The sequence below is a fragment of the Chryseotalea sanaruensis genome (assembly GCF_003990915.1).
GTDB lineage: Bacteria > Bacteroidota > Bacteroidia > Cytophagales > Cyclobacteriaceae > Chryseotalea > Chryseotalea sanaruensis.
Genome location: NZ_BHXQ01000008.1, coordinates 181,181 through 197,802, shown reverse-complemented (window position 1 = coordinate 197,802; position 16,622 = coordinate 181,181). Strand labels below are relative to the sequence as shown.

Here is a 16,622-nt window from a genome sequence, read left to right as displayed (position 1 = left end):
TTTTATTTTTTTTTGACAATGCTTATGCTAAGTCATTCAAAATGAGGGCTTTTGAGTGATGTTGGAGCCAAACAAAGAAAATGATCCTTAACAGCAGAGCAAGTTAAGCGATTTAGGGCATTTAAGGGAGAATAGGTGAGAACTTCTTTTTCATGGGGGTTCACTTTTTGCTGGAATTATAATTCCATGATCTGGTAAGAAACTAATGGTTTTGTTAAATCTTAACAGACTGGCTAAATCCTACCCCATTTTCAATATAGTCATTGTCTACAGAGACTGGTTGTGTAATTTTGATCGCTAATAATGTTCTTGGTTATTCGGATCAAGTGCTACTTTATGAGAAGTATTGCCCAAAAAAATTCCTAAACCATTTTTAATGTTTGAGTAAACATTAATTGGTTCTACAAAATTGTTGTGTCTGTTCTCAAGATAGTTTCGCAATGTTTGTCTGTAAGTGTAATACTCCTTTGACACATGATTAAGCACAACATGAAAACGTCTATTGCTGACATGCTCAATCAATGGCTCTGGGAATCCGTTCAACCGGACTGTCGTAAAAGCCAAAATCTCGACATCTAAAGCTTTGCCATCAAAGGGCTCGTCACTGAAAAGCAATTCACCTCTCCGGTAATAATCTACTCCATCTAATCCTTCCCAATTTTCAATATCAGAAGAGTTCAGAAATGTATTGTAACTGAAAACGGTTACTGGCAAGAAAAAACCAGGACTATTCACTAATTCGCCTTGTTGGTTAATGTAACTCAGTGGTAAATGCTCTTCCAGAACACTTAGCTCGTAATAATTTTCTCCGGGTTGATCGTTAATAGTTAAGCGAACAGGTAAGAAAAAGGCATTTGGATATTCTGGATTATTTTCTTGATTTCTTTCAAATACTTGAAACTGATCGCTCGCAAATTTTACATTGCTAAGTTCCACTACTTCTGGCATTGTTAAAGTGGCTGATATAGATGGTATACCAGTATTTGATGCTTCTATAAAATATTGTTTGCCTGGTATTGGTTTATAATCTCCGGTAGATTTATAAAATTTTGACGAAGAATTATCATTATACTCAACTAATTCTAAATCGAATAATTGGCCATCCTCATCCTTAATTTTAACTGCTGCGGTTTCCAGCACCTTGTGTTCAATATTACCTGTTACTTTAGCGCTTGTCGATAAATGAACTTTAAAAACACTGTCGGTTTCTAACAATCCATTTACTACTATGGTTGGTGGAAGGTGGTTGATAGGAAAATCGATTTCAGTTTCGCATCCTGTATAACAAAAAAGAATCACGATAAGGTGAGGTATTTGAATGTACTTTTTCATAATCATTTTATTAAAATTTAAACTGATAGCTTACAGACGGTACAAAGGTGAATAGTGCAATTTGAGTAAATTGACGACCGTTATCAGGGGTTGTAGTTAGGTTAATGAAGAATGGATTTCTTCTGAAATAAAGATTATAAACAGACACCACCCAAGCACGTTCGCCCCACTTCTTGGTTTTTTTCCAGGTGGCACTTAAGTCTATTCGATGGTAAGCAGGCATACGATAATCATTTCGCCCACCATAGTAATCAACCTCTACTCCATCATTTAGATAAGAGGCTATAGGTAAGGTTACTGCTGTTCCTGTTCTGTATATAAACACCGAGCCTAATTCAAAGTGATCGTTTAAAGCATAAGTACCGACAATTGAAAGGTCGTGTCTTACATCGTAACGAAAGGGGTATGGGTTACCATTATTTATATTCTCGAATTCTCTATTAGACCAAGCCAATGTATATCCAATCCATCCGTTAAGTCTTCCCTGTTTCTTTTGGAGAAAAAGTTCTGTTCCATAGCTATCCCCTTTGCCAACTTCTACTTTTGTTTCCCAATCTTTAACAGGTTCAAGAAAATTGGCGCCTTCTTTATACTCAATGACGTTTTCCATTTCCTTATAATAGGCCTCAACAGAAAACTCAAAATCGTTGTTCAATTCGTACGCTCCACCAAGAGCAACCTGCCAGCTTGTTTGAGGTTTAATATTAGGCGTGGCCGGTACCCATAGGTCAGTTGGAAGCCCAACACCAGAATTTGTTAGTAAATGGATAAATTGTGCCATAGTTGCGTAAGAAGCTTTCAAAGAAAACTTACTACTGATAAGGTAACGACTCGAAAAGCGAGGTTGGACAGAAGCATAAGTTTTTCCCTCTACAATAAAATTAGAATAATGAATTCCCAAATTTGATTTTAGTCGATTTCCAACGCTAAATTCATCTTCTACATAAAACTGTGTTTCAATTGCATCTATGAATTTAGAGCCTAGCACGGTATCTATTTCTAACTTGGATCTTAAAGAAGTAGCGCCTGGCGAGAAACGATGTTGAATTAGATTTGTGCCCGCTCTGATTAAGTGAACACTATTGGGCTGATACTCAAAATCTATTTTTGCGGTGAGGTCATCTATGCCAGAGACATATTGTGTCAGTGAAAAATTAGCCTCAGCATTTCCATTCTCGTCTATTCCAAATTCCTTACTTTCACTTTTGAGATTAAAATTATAACTGCCATAAGTTATAGATGCATTTGAAAATAATTTAGGTGAGAATATATGATTCCATCTGAGTGCCGCTGTTATATTTCCCCAATGAAAACCAAAATCAGATTGGTTTTCATACTCTTCATCATTAAGCTTAATGTCGTATCTGCTGCTGTTGTAATATTTATCATTTCCAGTATAAGCACTTAGATAAATTCTGTCTTTATCCGAAGGGCGATAGTTCACTTTTGCGTTCAAGTCATAAAAATAGTATCCGGTGAAATCTCCTTTAGACTTTTTATTAACAAAAGGCCTCGCTACAACATCAGCGTAAGTTCTTCTGGCTGATACAATGTATGAGCTCTTGCCCTTCATCAATGGACCTTCTAAGGATAATTTTGAGGAAATAAGACCTATAGATCCTTCGCCATGAAATTCCTTCTGATGACCCTCCTTCATGCTTATATTTAACACTGAAGAAAGTCTGCCGCCATATCGAGCGGGAAAGCCACCCTTTAATAATTCAACGTGATTAATAGCGTCATCATTAAATACTGAAAAGAAACCGAATAGGTGCGATGCATTATACACTGGAACACCATCTAGTAAAATGAGATTTTGATCCGGGCTACCACCCCTCACATACATCCCACTTGTGCCTTCAGTTCCCGATTGCACGCCCGGAAGTAGTTGTAATGCTTTTAGTATGTCAGTCTCTCCAAGTAAGGCTGGCATTGACTTGATCAATTCGATAGGCACATCAGCTGAACTCATCTGAACTCTTTCTTGTACAGCTTCTAATTCTGAAGCCACTACCACTACCTCATCCATTACTTGTGGAGTCAATGATATGGTAAGTAATGTATCTGTAGTTGCTGTAAGTGTAATTAAACTGGGTTGATAGCCAACGTAAGAGCATAGTAATACTAAAGACGTTCCTACTGGAACTTCATAGCTGAAGTAGCCGTAGCTATTGGAGGTAGTGCCTTTAGTGGTGCCCTTTTCAAGAAGTGTAGCCGAAATCAGGTTTTCTCCTGACGCTGCATCTCTGATATAGCCATATACTGAAACTTGTTTATCATTGTTGGACACTATCTTTAGCAGAATGATTTTATCTTTTTGTTGATAGTTAGTACCAAATGCTTTATTAAATGCATTTAAAGCTTGCTTCACACTCATTTCATTTTCCTTAAAAGTGAGTTTACTATTAAGGGGTAAAGCATTTGGATTAAAAGAAAATCGCAGGTCTGTTTGGTTTTCTACAGTATTAATAAGTTCCTGAAAACTGATTTCATTTTTGTTTAGTTGAATAGTCTGATCGAGGTAGTTCGATTGCGCCATTGCGTTAGAAAAGCTAAAGGCGAGAAATAAAAATAAAATAATTATCGTTTTCATAAGTTCTATGAATGAATTCCAACTGGAGTGTTTCATTATTGTTCAGCTAATAATATATCTCGCAATAGATTATCAACTTCATTTTGATTTAGGCCAACCTTCATCTTTGGATGATATAGGAGCCGAATTAAATCACGATCAATTGGTGCGTAATCTGTAGTTTTTGTTGAAAAGGAACTTTGAAAAATACTTTCAGGATATAATTCTGAATCCTTTGCTAAACCTAAGGATTGTGTAAGTTCTTCTCTAAGCAAATGTTTTTGTTCTATTAGTGTAGCTCTATTAATATCAATGTACATGTACCCTTTAAATAGCACGTTTGAATTATCCCAAAAAATATAAAAAAGGCCGAAGTTGGAAATTACAAGGCTTGATAATGAAGGAAAAATGTTGGCATAAGAACTACCTGAACCAAAATAGATGTAAAAATTCGACTGGAGCGTATCATCCACTATTTCAATCTTAAATTCAGTTGAGGACAATTCATTAATTTCATCTACTATCCTATTTGTTTCTGTTAAAAGTTCTGTTTTGGGATGCCCACCAATAAATATTTTCATATTGCCTTCCCATCTTCTAGTTATTTTGCTAGCATCACCAAATTCAAATCCTAAAGCAATTTCTTTAAAATAATTTATAACACTTTCATTAGAGGTATTCAGTCTGGGAGAAATAGCTTGATCTTCTTTCGAGCATGAAGTAATAAACAAACTTGTTACGAATACATATATTAACCTTTTGTTGATGACACAAATCAATTTTTTTTTCTTATTTGGCATTGTAGAATGTGTTTTTTTTATCATAAAGAGATTATTTAAAATTTCAGTATGTGTTTAGCATTAACATTGAAAGTAGCTCACCTTTATATTGGATTTAGTGGATTATTTATTCTTCTTTTTTATTTACTATGTATTCTTGAGATTCCTTGGTAAACTCCAAATCAAGGGTAGTAGATATGATGTCGAGAGATTGATCTATTGATAAATTATTAAGCTCAACTGTTATCAACATTTGAGGATCTACATTTTTTTCTAGCAATATTGGCTCGCTGTAGTGTTCTGATAGAAATTCCACTGCCTCTAACAAGGTTTGACTTTTGAACCGCACCACTCCTGTTTTCCAAGCCAAATAATTATGATCTACATTGGCTAATAATTTCAATGAATTGCCATTGTATATTGTAGACATGTTAGCCGTAAGCAATTGGCTCTCGTTTTTAACGGCAACATTTACTTTACCTTCTAGGACGCTTATGGTAATCAGAGAGTCTGCCTTGGCTTTGACATTAAACTGAGTGCCTAATACGGTGGTATTAACCTCAAAGCTGCTTACCAAAAAAGGAATTGTTGGATTTGACTTAACTTTAAAAAATGCTTCGCCTATCAGCTTTACCTTACGCATTTCTTCATTATATGTTCCTTCTACTATTAATCTTGAGTCTTTGTTAAGCAACACATAACTGCTATCTGGTAGCCATACTTCTTTAGTGTGATTTGTGGTGGCTATTTCAAGTAATGGCTTTTGTTTGTTGAGATAGATGATGCTTACAAACGCAACAATAATTAGAGAAATGGACGCAGCTATTTTCCAAACAGGCAACCATCTTACTTCCTTTCCATAAGCTAGTATTGTTTTTTGTTGGAGCTTTTCCCAATCTTCTTGTTGAAACTGACTAAAATCTGTCACACCAGATTTGTGCTTAATTTCAAACATAGATCTTAACCTTTCTAACAAAATAGAATTGGCATTATCACTATTTAACCATATTACTACCTTAGCTCTTTCGGATTCGCTAACTTCGTTAGTAAGGTACTTTGCTATTAACGCCCATGGTGTCTCCATTTTACGCTCTTTTGTAATAAGAGGTAAAAAGTGGGTGTTACCCTTAAAAGAAAATGAAAAAAATTATTGAGCCTTGATCAGTATTATTAAAAATCGCTCGGAAACGCTTAAGCGCAATACCCATTTGAGCTTCTACGGTTTTAACTGAAATATTTAAATTGGCCGCAATTTCCCTATAGCTTAGTTCATCTTCTCTGCTGAGTAAAAATATTTCTTTGCACTTGGGAGGCAGCTCGTTTATAACTTTGGCAATTTGTTTTTCTAACTCTATATAACTTAATGAATCAGTCGGTAAATAACCTGTATTAACTGCCTGATATGATAGCCTTTCACTTTTCAGTGTAATGAATTTTTTATTGGCGTGTATGGCTAAACGATAAACAGAAGTGTAGAGGTATGCGCTATAAGATTGAATCCCACTCCACTTGTTTCTGTTATCCCAAAACTCGCACATAACTTGTTGTACAATATCACGAGACTCATCTTGGTCTTTAACTACTCTGTATGCCACGGCACAAAGCTTCTTGTAATTGGTTTCAAAAATCTCTTTGAAAAGTGCCTCCTGCGACATAGTTGTCATGCGCATCGGGATTAGGTCTCAAGTGTAACTGAATTCGAGCCTGACAAATCAATGAACAAACTCGCTACATTATCATGCTTGGAGTTTGGGATGGTACCGGTTGTGTTAGTTGGAAGTGTGCATAAGCCTCTTGCCAAATCTGAAACAGATCTATTTGGCAATTCTTGGACGGATATTGAAAATCCGTGTATTAAAAAGGTGTGTGGGTAAGAATGAGGCTTCATATGCTTGCCAGTTTCGGCAAAGCAATATTCTGACAAGATTTTTGCGTTACTTATTCTTTGAAGTTCTCTTTATATTCTAATAAGTCCAAAATCAAGTAAGGACTAATAATACTCTATTAATCTGATTTTTGAATCAACTATTGGTAATAGAGTGCAGGAGAGAATCTTATGAAACTGCCTCGACAGTAATGCCTGCTTGCGAAACTTCTTTTATGCGAATGCGCGCACCGCTTTCAATGAAGCCGTCTAGAGAATTGACTTCGACAATGCGCGAGTTAAATTCAGCCTTTCCCATTGGTCGTAATACGGAGATAGTAACACCTTCCTCGCCAACCGAAAAACTTTCGTTAAAGCCTTCATTGAATTTACTGCTAATGGTGTTGTTGTTAGCGAACTTATTCCATGCACCACTTCTAAAACTAAAGTAAAGGAATAAACCCAAACAAGCTGCGGTTGAAATAAGGGTGTAAAAACCTACAGTGCTTCCAAAAGCCCAATAACTGAAGCCTACACCTGCTACTGTTAGAATAAGCCCGATAATACCAATAATGGTTGTGCCAGGTATAAAAATGACTTCAACTACTAATAAGGCGATGCCTGCTAATATTAAAAGTATTACAATAAGTGTCATGATGGTAAGTTACAAATAAGAAAAGTAATCTCTCTAAGTATTCACACGCTTAATCGAAAGGCACGTGTACGTGCTTTTCAGCGTGGTAAGAGGAACGTACGAGGGGTCCGGATTCTACGTATTTTAATCCTCTTTTCAGTCCTTCTTCTTTATACATCGCAAAAGTATCAGGATGAATATATTCGGCTACTTCCAAATGCATTTTAGTGGGCTGTAAGTATTGACCGAGGGTTAAGATCATTAAGCCATTTGCTACTAAATCATCTATGGCTTTAAAAACTTCTTCTTTGGTTTCGCCAACTCCCAGCATAATACCAGACTTGGTTCGCTTACCTGCCTCTCTTATGCGTTTAATTTCTTCAAGGCTTCTCTCGTACTTTGCCTGAGGTCTAACCCTGCGGTACATGCGTTCCACCGTTTCCATGTTGTGACTTACAACTTCCTGCCCACCCTCTATCATTCTGTATAAAGCATCCCAATTTCCCTTTACATCGGGTATCAGGGTTTCAATGGTAGTTTCTGGTGATAATCTTTTCGTTTCAACTACAGTCTGGTACCAGACTTCGGCTCCGCGGTCTTTTAATTCGTCACGATTTACAGAAGTAATTACCGCATGTTTTACACCCATCAACTGGATAGCCTCAGCTACCCGAAGTGGTTCTGCTGTATCGTATTCAGTGGGGCGGCCAGTAGCCACAGCACAAAAAGTGCAACTGCGGGTACAAACATTACCAAGAATCATGAAAGTAGCTGTACCTGCCCCCCAGCACTCGCCCATGTTTGGGCAATTACCGCTTTCGCAAATGGTGTGCAGCTTATGGCCATCAACAATTTTGCGAACGTTGGCATACTCAGGCCCAACAGGCAGCTTTACACGAAGCCAATCGGGTTTGCGTCTGCGGTTTTCGGGGGCGATAACGGGTAGTTCGATCATTTGTGCTGAATAGAGTTGATAGTTGTTCATTGATAGTTATTCGTGAATCATCACCGAACAACTATCAACTAACAACGATCGTTATTTGCCAATAAGTTCCTTATACTGTGCTGCCGAAAGCAAGTCGGAAGGGGAGCCTTTAACTTCAACTTTCACCATCCAGCCCGCGCCATAGGGGTCTTCATTTACTTTTTCAGGATTGCCTTCTAAAACGGAGTTTAATTCCAACACTTTGCCGGCAATTGGCATATATAGGTCAGAAACGGTTTTTACCGCTTCAACAGTTCCGAAAACATCGCCATGATTGATTTCCTGGCCAACAGTATTAATATCAACATAAACGATATCGCCTAACTCGCTTTGTGCGAAGTCGGTAATACCGATTGTTGCCGTGTTGCCTTCAATTTTAACCCACTCGTGGTCTTTAGTGTACTGTAGTCCGTCAGGAATATTCATGGTTTTATAGTTTGATCCCCAAAATTAAGGACAAAAGACGAACGACAGCAGCCGAATATCAATTAATTACTGCGCCAGGTTAAATCTAATCTGGGTACCGAACTTAGAGGTGGCTCTCCGGAAGTTATTGGACACCTTTGGATCGGTGATATTCCGCTCAAAATACATTTGAATCTGCAATTTTTGATTTACTGAGTAACTAATGTTGGGCCTCAGCTGAAAATTCACATTGCCACTGGTAAACAAATTTTCTTCATCAATTTTGCGTTGAAGCGTACGGGTGTCTGAAACAGTGAGGTTCATTCTGAAGGTAACATCATTTTTAAGCACAATTGTGCGCCCTTGAGACCTGAACGGAAGCTTCAGATTGTTTTTTGTGTAGCCTAATTCTACGGCCACATCTTTCGCAATAGCCTCTGTAATTTGGGCGTTGGTAATGTTGAGTGCCAGATCGCGTTTGGTTTTATATTCCAGTCGGGCAGATACTCGACTTTTGGTACGCATATTAATACCAATCAGCGGTTGAAATGTCTCCGACATAGTTACACCGGATATAACATAAACGGGTATTAAATCGCCTTGCTCATTTGACTGGCTGCCATAGAAACCATTATTGTAATCACTGATCGGTCTTTCTAATCCATTGAAGCCAGCCTCATTGTATCGTTGCGAATTAATGTATTCGGTTACTGCGTAAGTTGACTGATAAGCATGTGACAGTGTAATGGATTGAAAAATATTGCTGAAGAACTTGATCTTACTGAGGCCTGTATAATCTATACGCCAGTTAGGGAGAGGGGTTTGGGGGAAAGGTGATAGTCCTAATTTGCTTACGTCCTTTCCTGTGTAGGCACCAATAAAGGCAGGGATCAATACATCCTGTGAAGTGGTGTCATAGCCTTCGTTACCGGTAATGCCTATAAATTTATTTCTGACCTGGATAAGGTTTTCTTCGAATTGCTGAAAAACTTCTGATTCCGTTTCGCCATTACTTTTTATGAATGAAGTGTTTAACATAACAGTAGAGATACGGTAGCTACCTCTTCGGGTGGGGCTTAATGATTCGTATCCGTTTGATGCATCTTCGTATCGATAAATTTCCGTATAGGTCTCTGAATTTTCTCGTCTTGCGTCTAGTTGAATTTTAAAATCAGTGGCGGGCTCTATCATTGCCCGGCCGCTGAGGTTTACATTTTTAGTTTGCGTAAAAGGCAAGGATAGTGAGGTAGCATTGGTCAACCATCCTTTTGCACCAGCCTCTTTACGAATATTCGGATCCTGATCACCTAAAACAAAGCCCCAACCGGGAGATGTGAACACGTCATCCATCCCAAAAAATTTTGGAGTGTTGGCAAAGCCTGGGAGTATGGTGCCCTCATTTTGCGAGTAGGTTCCGTTGATGGAACGAACCGACATTAATAAACGTGCTATTCCTGTTAATAATTGTGGAGGTTTAGGCAGTGTATCTGCAGGATCAGGTTTGGCTTTGGCTTGTGGATTTTTTGGCTTAGGCGGTGGTGGTGTATTTAACTTTTTAAGAAAGGCTACTTTATTATAGAGTTTTACAAAATCAATTTTACCTGTTAGCTGTTGGTCGCGGCTATTTTGAATAGTGTGTTTAAAATCCAGACTGTCAGGTTCATCGAGTTCATTTGGTCCTACCAATTCATCTGGTCGGTTGAGCAACCCCGCCCTCCAATTGTAATTTACATTGTAACGGTATTCTGCCCCTAGCCAGTCAGTTATCGGAAGTTTATCGAGGGGTAATACATAATTGACCGTGACGCTTTGGTCAAAGTTTTTCATACGTCCCAGCTTTTTCAGATTTGTTACAACAGAATCACGATACTCTTTAGCAGTAACCTCTCTGTCTAAAACGGTTGAATATCCACCCAGGGGATCGGTATCAAATTCATCAACAATAGCGGTTGCACGTGCAGTGTAATCAAGACTTAATCCTTTACTTAAATTCCAGCGCATGTTATAAGACCTGTTAAAGTTAAAATACTTCAGGAAGTTAGGGGAAGAGTCAAAACCATCGTTGCGATAAATAATTTTGCTAAACGATCGATCAAGATCAGCGCGAAGATTGATGCTGGAGGGCAATAAACTAAAATTAAAATCTTTGATCAGTTTTAAGTAAGGAGAGCTGAACATTTTGGTTTTCTTGAAAGGCTCAATACCTGTTGCTTTAGGAGAAAATGTATAAGCAATACTTCCTTTATACATCCGCTGTGTACTTTCTTTCAGGGTAAAACTTTTTCTGGAAGCTTCTGAGTATGCATAACTGAAGGAGAAGTTTTCAATATCATAAATATGGCTTTTTGCATCTTTCCTAACTTTTGTTTTTCGAACGTTGGTAAAATTTATACCTCTTCGTTCTTCCACATCCCGAATGGTGTTTAAGTAATCTTCTCTTTCACTCTCTGTTTCAAAAGAGGCGAGTGCAGCATCAATTTTCAAATCAGGATTGGCTGGATCAAACTGAGGTTTAATAGTTGTATTCTGGTAGCTGACCAGCATTGGAATTTTAATACCATGATTACCTGGTAATAATTTATCGGCATTTACAGTAGCAGTAAGATCGTACGCTGTGCGCTCTTCTCGAGCACGCTCATTAATCTTTGAATTAATACTTCCAAAGCCAAAAGTGTTGTACCGCAATGTTCCACTAACCGTAGCAAAGTCAGCCAGCTTAGCCGTTAGTGCAGTATTTACAGCATAACCTGCTTGTCTGTTAAAATCAGTAAGACGTAATTCATTTGCCCATAAACAAATCTGGTAGCTGCGTTGATCAACGCCTATTGGATTTCGAACACCAATTAATATTGAACGCACACCTGCCAGATCGGGTCTTCCGAAAATTCGAATGAGATGTTTACCTACTTGTTTAGGTCCATTTAGCGGATACGACTGCGAGAGCGAAAAATTATTTCTGTCGCGTTCTACCTTCAAGGCGTAAAGCTCGTCAAGAGCAAGATCAATTTCATTTTCTTCAGGCCATACTTCTTCCGGACTACTGTCTAAAGGGTTGCTGATTCTTAAGGGAATAGCAATTTCATAATAGTTTTGATCAGGGTCATTTCCTAAACGTAAGAAAGCATACAGTTCACCATCAGCAGCATTGCTGTTGGCATGTATGTACATTTTAACTCTTCCGTAATTAAAGAAATCCATTTCTACATTTTTGTAAATGGCGCGTGAGTCAGCATCTTTTAATTCATCCATACACATCTGTATAGATTGTTCATTCAGCTGACGGTTAATGGCAGAAGTAATGTCTCTGTCACGAATAACACCCGGTGGTACAACGTAAGGTGACTTTTGATCATCACCTGCAGAGTTTTCTTCAATGTTTACTGTAGATACTGTAAAATCTTCAACAGCGGGTTCAGGTGTTTCTACAAGCCCTCCCTCCAGTAACGATGCTTGATAACGTCTCCAGCGGCTACCCACCATTCGAAACTTTGCCATGCGCAACACAACAGGCTCTGCGAAATCAGTAAGGACTAGCCGAGCGTATCGCATTGATTTAAAGCCGCTAATTTCACCAAACTTACTTTCAGGCTGACGTATAGGTATGCGGAATAAATACCACGTAACAAGTTCATCTTTATTGCCAGTGCCTGAGGCTGGTCGTGTAATCTTATCTACCACATATCCCTGCCCGATTTCAAGCTGGCCGGGTTTTAGATCTATGGTGTACTGATAATACTCCTCCTCTTCATTAAGCGTATTATCAGCATTTAAATCTTCATTGTCAGGTAACACAGTGCTTGATCGTGTAACTTCATCGTTCCCACTGATAACAGGAGAGTTGCCATCAAGTCCATTAAAGTTTTTGTAACGCTCGAATAATTTCGCATCGACATCATCAAAACCACCATCTAAAAAATAGCGGAAGTCATCCGCAGAAGGATCTTGGAGAATTACTTCACGAACCTCAGGATTTAAGGTGGCGGGTAGCTGACTGATAAATGAGCTATTAAAAAAACTTTGCTCAACAGCATTTGAAGCGCCATCCCATCCTACATCTTGATTAACACGCGAAGAAGGCGCATCGTCAAAAGCATTCACCACAAATTCTTTAGAAGCAACATAACCCCATGGGCTTTGTGTTACGTCACCTCCTTCAATTCCTTCCTTGGGCAAGCCTTGTTCAAAGGCCTGTTTACCATCGCGTTGCACATCTTCCGATATCTTGCCAAGTTGTAAAATAAGTTTACCACCTGTTGCATTAGATTTGTTCAATCTCCCATCAATAATTTTTCCATTTTCTGTATTAATAAATGGGTCTAACATCCAAAGTTCGATGTACTCAATATTCGCCTTGTCAAAGTCAACTTCTGTTCTGAAGGCCGTTGTAATACCCCCCCAGTTCTCCTTTGGGTTTTTCAGTAAACCGTCATTGGTTAAATCTGTATTATAGTTGTAAGGGCCACGTTCTTCTGGATAATAAGCCAGATCGAAAATTTGTTCATAGAAGTTTCCTTGTTGTGCCTGAAAGCCTGCAAAGATTTCATTAGGAGCTACAGCACGGATGTAATGATTCTGCAGATCTCTGTCCGTGATATTCTCAGGCTTGAAGCGGCCGACATTTCTATAAAACTGATTGTCGATCTGGTACCAGGCCAACTTGGCTCTTTTGAAACCAGCACTGATATCATTTTTTTGACCACGACTCGGGTCAAACTCAAACTCATTACTTTTCGGTGTAGCAGCCAGCCTCCAGCCAAGCGGGCTCATTAGGGTGTAAGGTGTTGCCGAATTTTCAAAATCATCGATATAGCTGGCACCTTCTCCATCTGTTTTGTTAGAAGTGCCAGGAAGTAGTTGCGCAAACTCACCAGTAAATGAAAACGAGGACTGTTCTTTTGTTTGAATAATAGGTAATGCGTCTATGATTTTAGTAAGCATCCTGCTGTTTTTACGCACACTCAGGTCAACACCATATTGTAAGTTCCTAGCAGGTTCTGTGCCTATTTGATTTCGGGTTAACTGCTGTCTTTCGTTATAATACAATAATGTGCCGCCAAGGTTTACATCTTCACTTAGGCGATAATCTAACCTAGTGCCTATAAGTGTTCTGGTTTGAAAAGAGAAAGGATCGTTCTGTTCGTATTGAACACTGATGTTTTTACCGGAATTTAAAATGGCAGCATTTAAAATGGTTACACGGCCAAAAGTGTAATCAACCTGGTAGTCTGTACCTTCCTGCAAAGGAATACCTCCAGCGTAAACCCTTACAGAGCCTTGCGACACACCAAAACCAGGAATCATAATGTCTTGTGCGGAACCGGCATTATATCGGCCTACTAAAAAGAATTTATTTTTGGTTGTTATTAATTCTGCATCCGCCTTAGTAGTTCTGTAGAGTGTGTCAAAGGCATACTTTGAAATCAAAAAGTCTTCATTATTTTCTCCTACAAAAGCTTGCCGTAACCCTTGACCGAAGGGCTCAAGGAAGGGAAATATAATTAAGCCTTCTTTGGAAACGATAGTTAAATTTTCTACAAAGTCAAAGTTACCATCTCTCTGCCGATCATTAGAAGGATTGAGTCTGTCTAATCCTAAAATTTCTATAAGCTGCCGGTTTCGAACGCGCGAACCTTCTTGTAATTGTGGATTATCTATCCCGGTTCGGTCATCGCGGTAGATAATCCGAAGCTCAAATCCTTCACGGGTAAGCTGATTCACATTTAGTGAATAAATGTTGCGCATCATTAAATCCCAGGTGGGAGTAACTCTAGTGGTGCCACCCCGAGGTCTTAATAATTTAAGGAAGATTGATTCGCTATCATCAAGATTAGAGTAGTCTTCGGAGAGTTCTCCCACTTTATAAGTAATTCCATTGTAGCTATACTCATAAGCAACAGCAAGGGCTTCATCGTTTTGCAATCTGCGGGTTAATGTTACATATCCAAGTTGTGGGTGAAAAGTGAATTCAGTAGGTGCTAGTTTACGGGCCGAATTCATTTTTTCGTAATCACTTCCATTATTGTTATCACCTTCAAATAATCCATCTAGTGCGGTTGTGATATCATCAGAGTTACGCGAAGGGATCCCAAGCACCTGACTAAATAAATTATTGGCGGTATTGGCTGCTGGCGATGATGCATCTCTACCGCCTACCGCGCTGTTATATACCCTGCGGCCTTCACCCAAATCCGTCAAGCCAATAACATTGCGCTGTGTTTGCGTATCGTTATTTCTATTCAGTACATAAATTTCAATACGTGTAATGTTAACGCCTGAGATTACATTGGGTGGAGAGGCCAACCATCTTGTGTAATTTTCTCTAAAAAAATGCCCGAGAAAAAAGTGGCGGTTCTCATCATAACCTGAAGCAATTATTTCAAAAGGGCGACCTTGACCATTGCTACCACCCGGAATATCGATAGAAGAAACCTTGCCTCTTTGTGTGGAGGCAACCGAAGTGGCAGTGAGTTTACCAAACTGCATCTGAGTTTTAATGCCAAAAAGATTTTGCGCGCCTTGTATCAAGGTGTTATTTAATGGTAGGCTTACGTTACCTAATTCTAATTTTTTAAGAATATCCTCTTTATAGCCTGTGTATTCAACTTTGAAGTTGTTTTGAAAATCAAATGAATTATTGTTATCGAAGTTTGCAGTAACGGCTAGTTTTTCGCCAACCTTACCTGTTACATTCATGTTTATTTGCTGATCAAAAATGAAGCCCCCGTTTCTTTGCTGGCGTATATTAAGGTTAGGGTTGCTGTTTTTTTGGAATTCACCACCAAAGTCGAGTACAACAAAACCTGTTGGAACTAAGGATACGTAACTGCTTCCAAATAACCTGTCAAGAATAGGACTAACATAAAGCTTAGGTACGAAACCCTTTCCCGCAACTTCACTTTCACCGCTTGCCGCTTTGCTTTGCGATTTCCAATAGTTTTTGAGCTGTTGCTGATCCTGATAACGCTTGAACTCCTGAAAACTCATGGTAGTGAGTGGGCGGTAGTTAAATGAGCCTATCTTTTCATAAATGGTGTAGTTCATCCCGGTGTCTATTTCAACATCCAGGGTCATCAGGGATGGATTTTTTAAAAAGAAAGGTGATTCATTGGCAGGAGTTGAAAATGGGTCTCCGTACCTATCTGAAAAGCGAAAAACCGGCTGTCTTTTTGTTCGGGTTGTATCCTGCCGAAAGCGTTGTGCTTGCGCGCTAAATGCTAGGCATAGCAATAGGAACAAAGCTGCCGTGCTGGTAAAATAGTAGGTGCGAATCTTGAGCGACAAACGTTTAGGCGTTTTTCAAAGCTTGTTTAACCAAATCCTCCAAAGTAAGGTTATTTCCTGATTTTTTCAGGATGGCATCAACACTTTTCTCTGCTGCCGGTCTTGGTATGCCAAGGGTAACCAAGGCTGATAACGCCTGCTGTTTAATAGTATTGTGCAAACCAAGAGGGGAGGATCCACTTTCTTCTGTCACTTCTTTTTTTAGCTTGTCTTTAAGCTCCACTATAAGACGCTGCGCTGTTTTTCCACCTATACCTTTTACGCGTTGAAGGGTAGCAATATCTTCTCTTGCAATTGCAGCTTTCAATTCTTCTACTTCCATGAATGAGAGCATTACAATAGCCGTACTAGGTCCAACACCGTTTACTGAAATGAGATGAAGGAAAAGTCTTTTCTCTGCTTCTGTACTAAATCCAAACAGCACATGTGCATCTTCTCGTATACTCAAATGGGTGAACAAAGAAATTGCTTCCTGATCCTTTATTGCTGAAAAGGTTTGTAGTGAAATATTTACATGGTAACCTACCCCGTTTACATCTATTACTACATGTGAAGGCTCTTTTTGAATAAGTTTACCTTTAAGAAATGCTATCATACAATAGTTTTGTGCAATACAATCAAAAATATGACTTAGAATTAAATTATTTACTCTCAGCCTTAATCAACAGTCTTTTTACGAATACACTTAATTTAAAGGACCAAAACCATTAAAACTTGTGTAAAAGTGATCATTCTACTTTCAGGTCACAAGTTATTAAAACCTTTACTTA

The 16,622-nt window shown here is 38.7% G+C and carries 10 protein-coding genes; all 10 read right to left on the bottom strand.

Translation table 11 applies throughout. The annotated features are described in order from the left end of the window. Window positions 1-297: 297 nt before the first annotated feature. Window positions 298-1,332, bottom strand: coding sequence for a DUF4249 domain-containing protein (locus tag SanaruYs_RS19355; protein ID WP_160118728.1), 1,035 nt, complete (start codon window positions 1,330-1,332; stop codon window positions 298-300). A gap of 10 nt (window positions 1,333-1,342) precedes the next feature. After that, on the bottom strand, window positions 1,343-3,925 hold the full coding sequence (locus SanaruYs_RS19350; protein ID WP_246011952.1) for a TonB-dependent receptor: 2,583 nt from the start codon (window positions 3,923-3,925) through the stop codon (window positions 1,343-1,345). 35 nt (window positions 3,926-3,960) lie between these two features. Then, window positions 3,961-4,728, bottom strand: coding sequence for a DUF2927 domain-containing protein (locus SanaruYs_RS19345; RefSeq protein WP_127124265.1), 768 nt, complete (start codon window positions 4,726-4,728; stop codon window positions 3,961-3,963). Window positions 4,729-4,810: 82 nt separating this feature from the next. Further along, entirely contained in the window at window positions 4,811-5,767 is a 957-nt protein-coding gene (locus SanaruYs_RS19340; protein ID WP_127124264.1) for a FecR family protein, read from the bottom strand. A 43-nt stretch (window positions 5,768-5,810) separates the two neighbouring features. Next, entirely contained in the window at window positions 5,811-6,347 is a 537-nt protein-coding gene (locus SanaruYs_RS19335) for an RNA polymerase sigma-70 factor (RefSeq protein WP_160118727.1), read from the bottom strand. Between the two features lie 390 nt (window positions 6,348-6,737). Beyond that, window positions 6,738-7,202, bottom strand: coding sequence for an NfeD family protein (locus tag SanaruYs_RS19330; protein WP_127124262.1), 465 nt, complete (start codon window positions 7,200-7,202; stop codon window positions 6,738-6,740). Between the two features lie 49 nt (window positions 7,203-7,251). Further along, the gene (gene lipA / locus SanaruYs_RS19325) at window positions 7,252-8,136 is read right to left on the bottom strand and encodes a lipoyl synthase (protein WP_127124310.1); all 885 of its coding nucleotides are present in this window, start codon (window positions 8,134-8,136) and stop codon (window positions 7,252-7,254) included. An 81-nt stretch (window positions 8,137-8,217) separates the two neighbouring features. Further along, window positions 8,218-8,592, bottom strand: coding sequence for a glycine cleavage system protein GcvH (gcvH, locus tag SanaruYs_RS19320; RefSeq protein WP_127124261.1), 375 nt, complete (start codon window positions 8,590-8,592; stop codon window positions 8,218-8,220). Window positions 8,593-8,658: 66 nt separating this feature from the next. After that, a complete protein-coding gene (sov, locus tag SanaruYs_RS19315; protein ID WP_246011951.1) occupies window positions 8,659-15,852 on the bottom strand; it encodes a T9SS outer membrane translocon Sov/SprA in 7,194 nt (2,397 codons plus the stop codon). 4 nt (window positions 15,853-15,856) lie between these two features. Next, window positions 15,857-16,447, bottom strand: a complete 591-nt coding sequence (gene ruvA / locus SanaruYs_RS19310; RefSeq protein WP_127124260.1) for a Holliday junction branch migration protein RuvA — start codon at window positions 16,445-16,447, stop codon at window positions 15,857-15,859. Window positions 16,448-16,622: the final 175 nt, after the last annotated feature.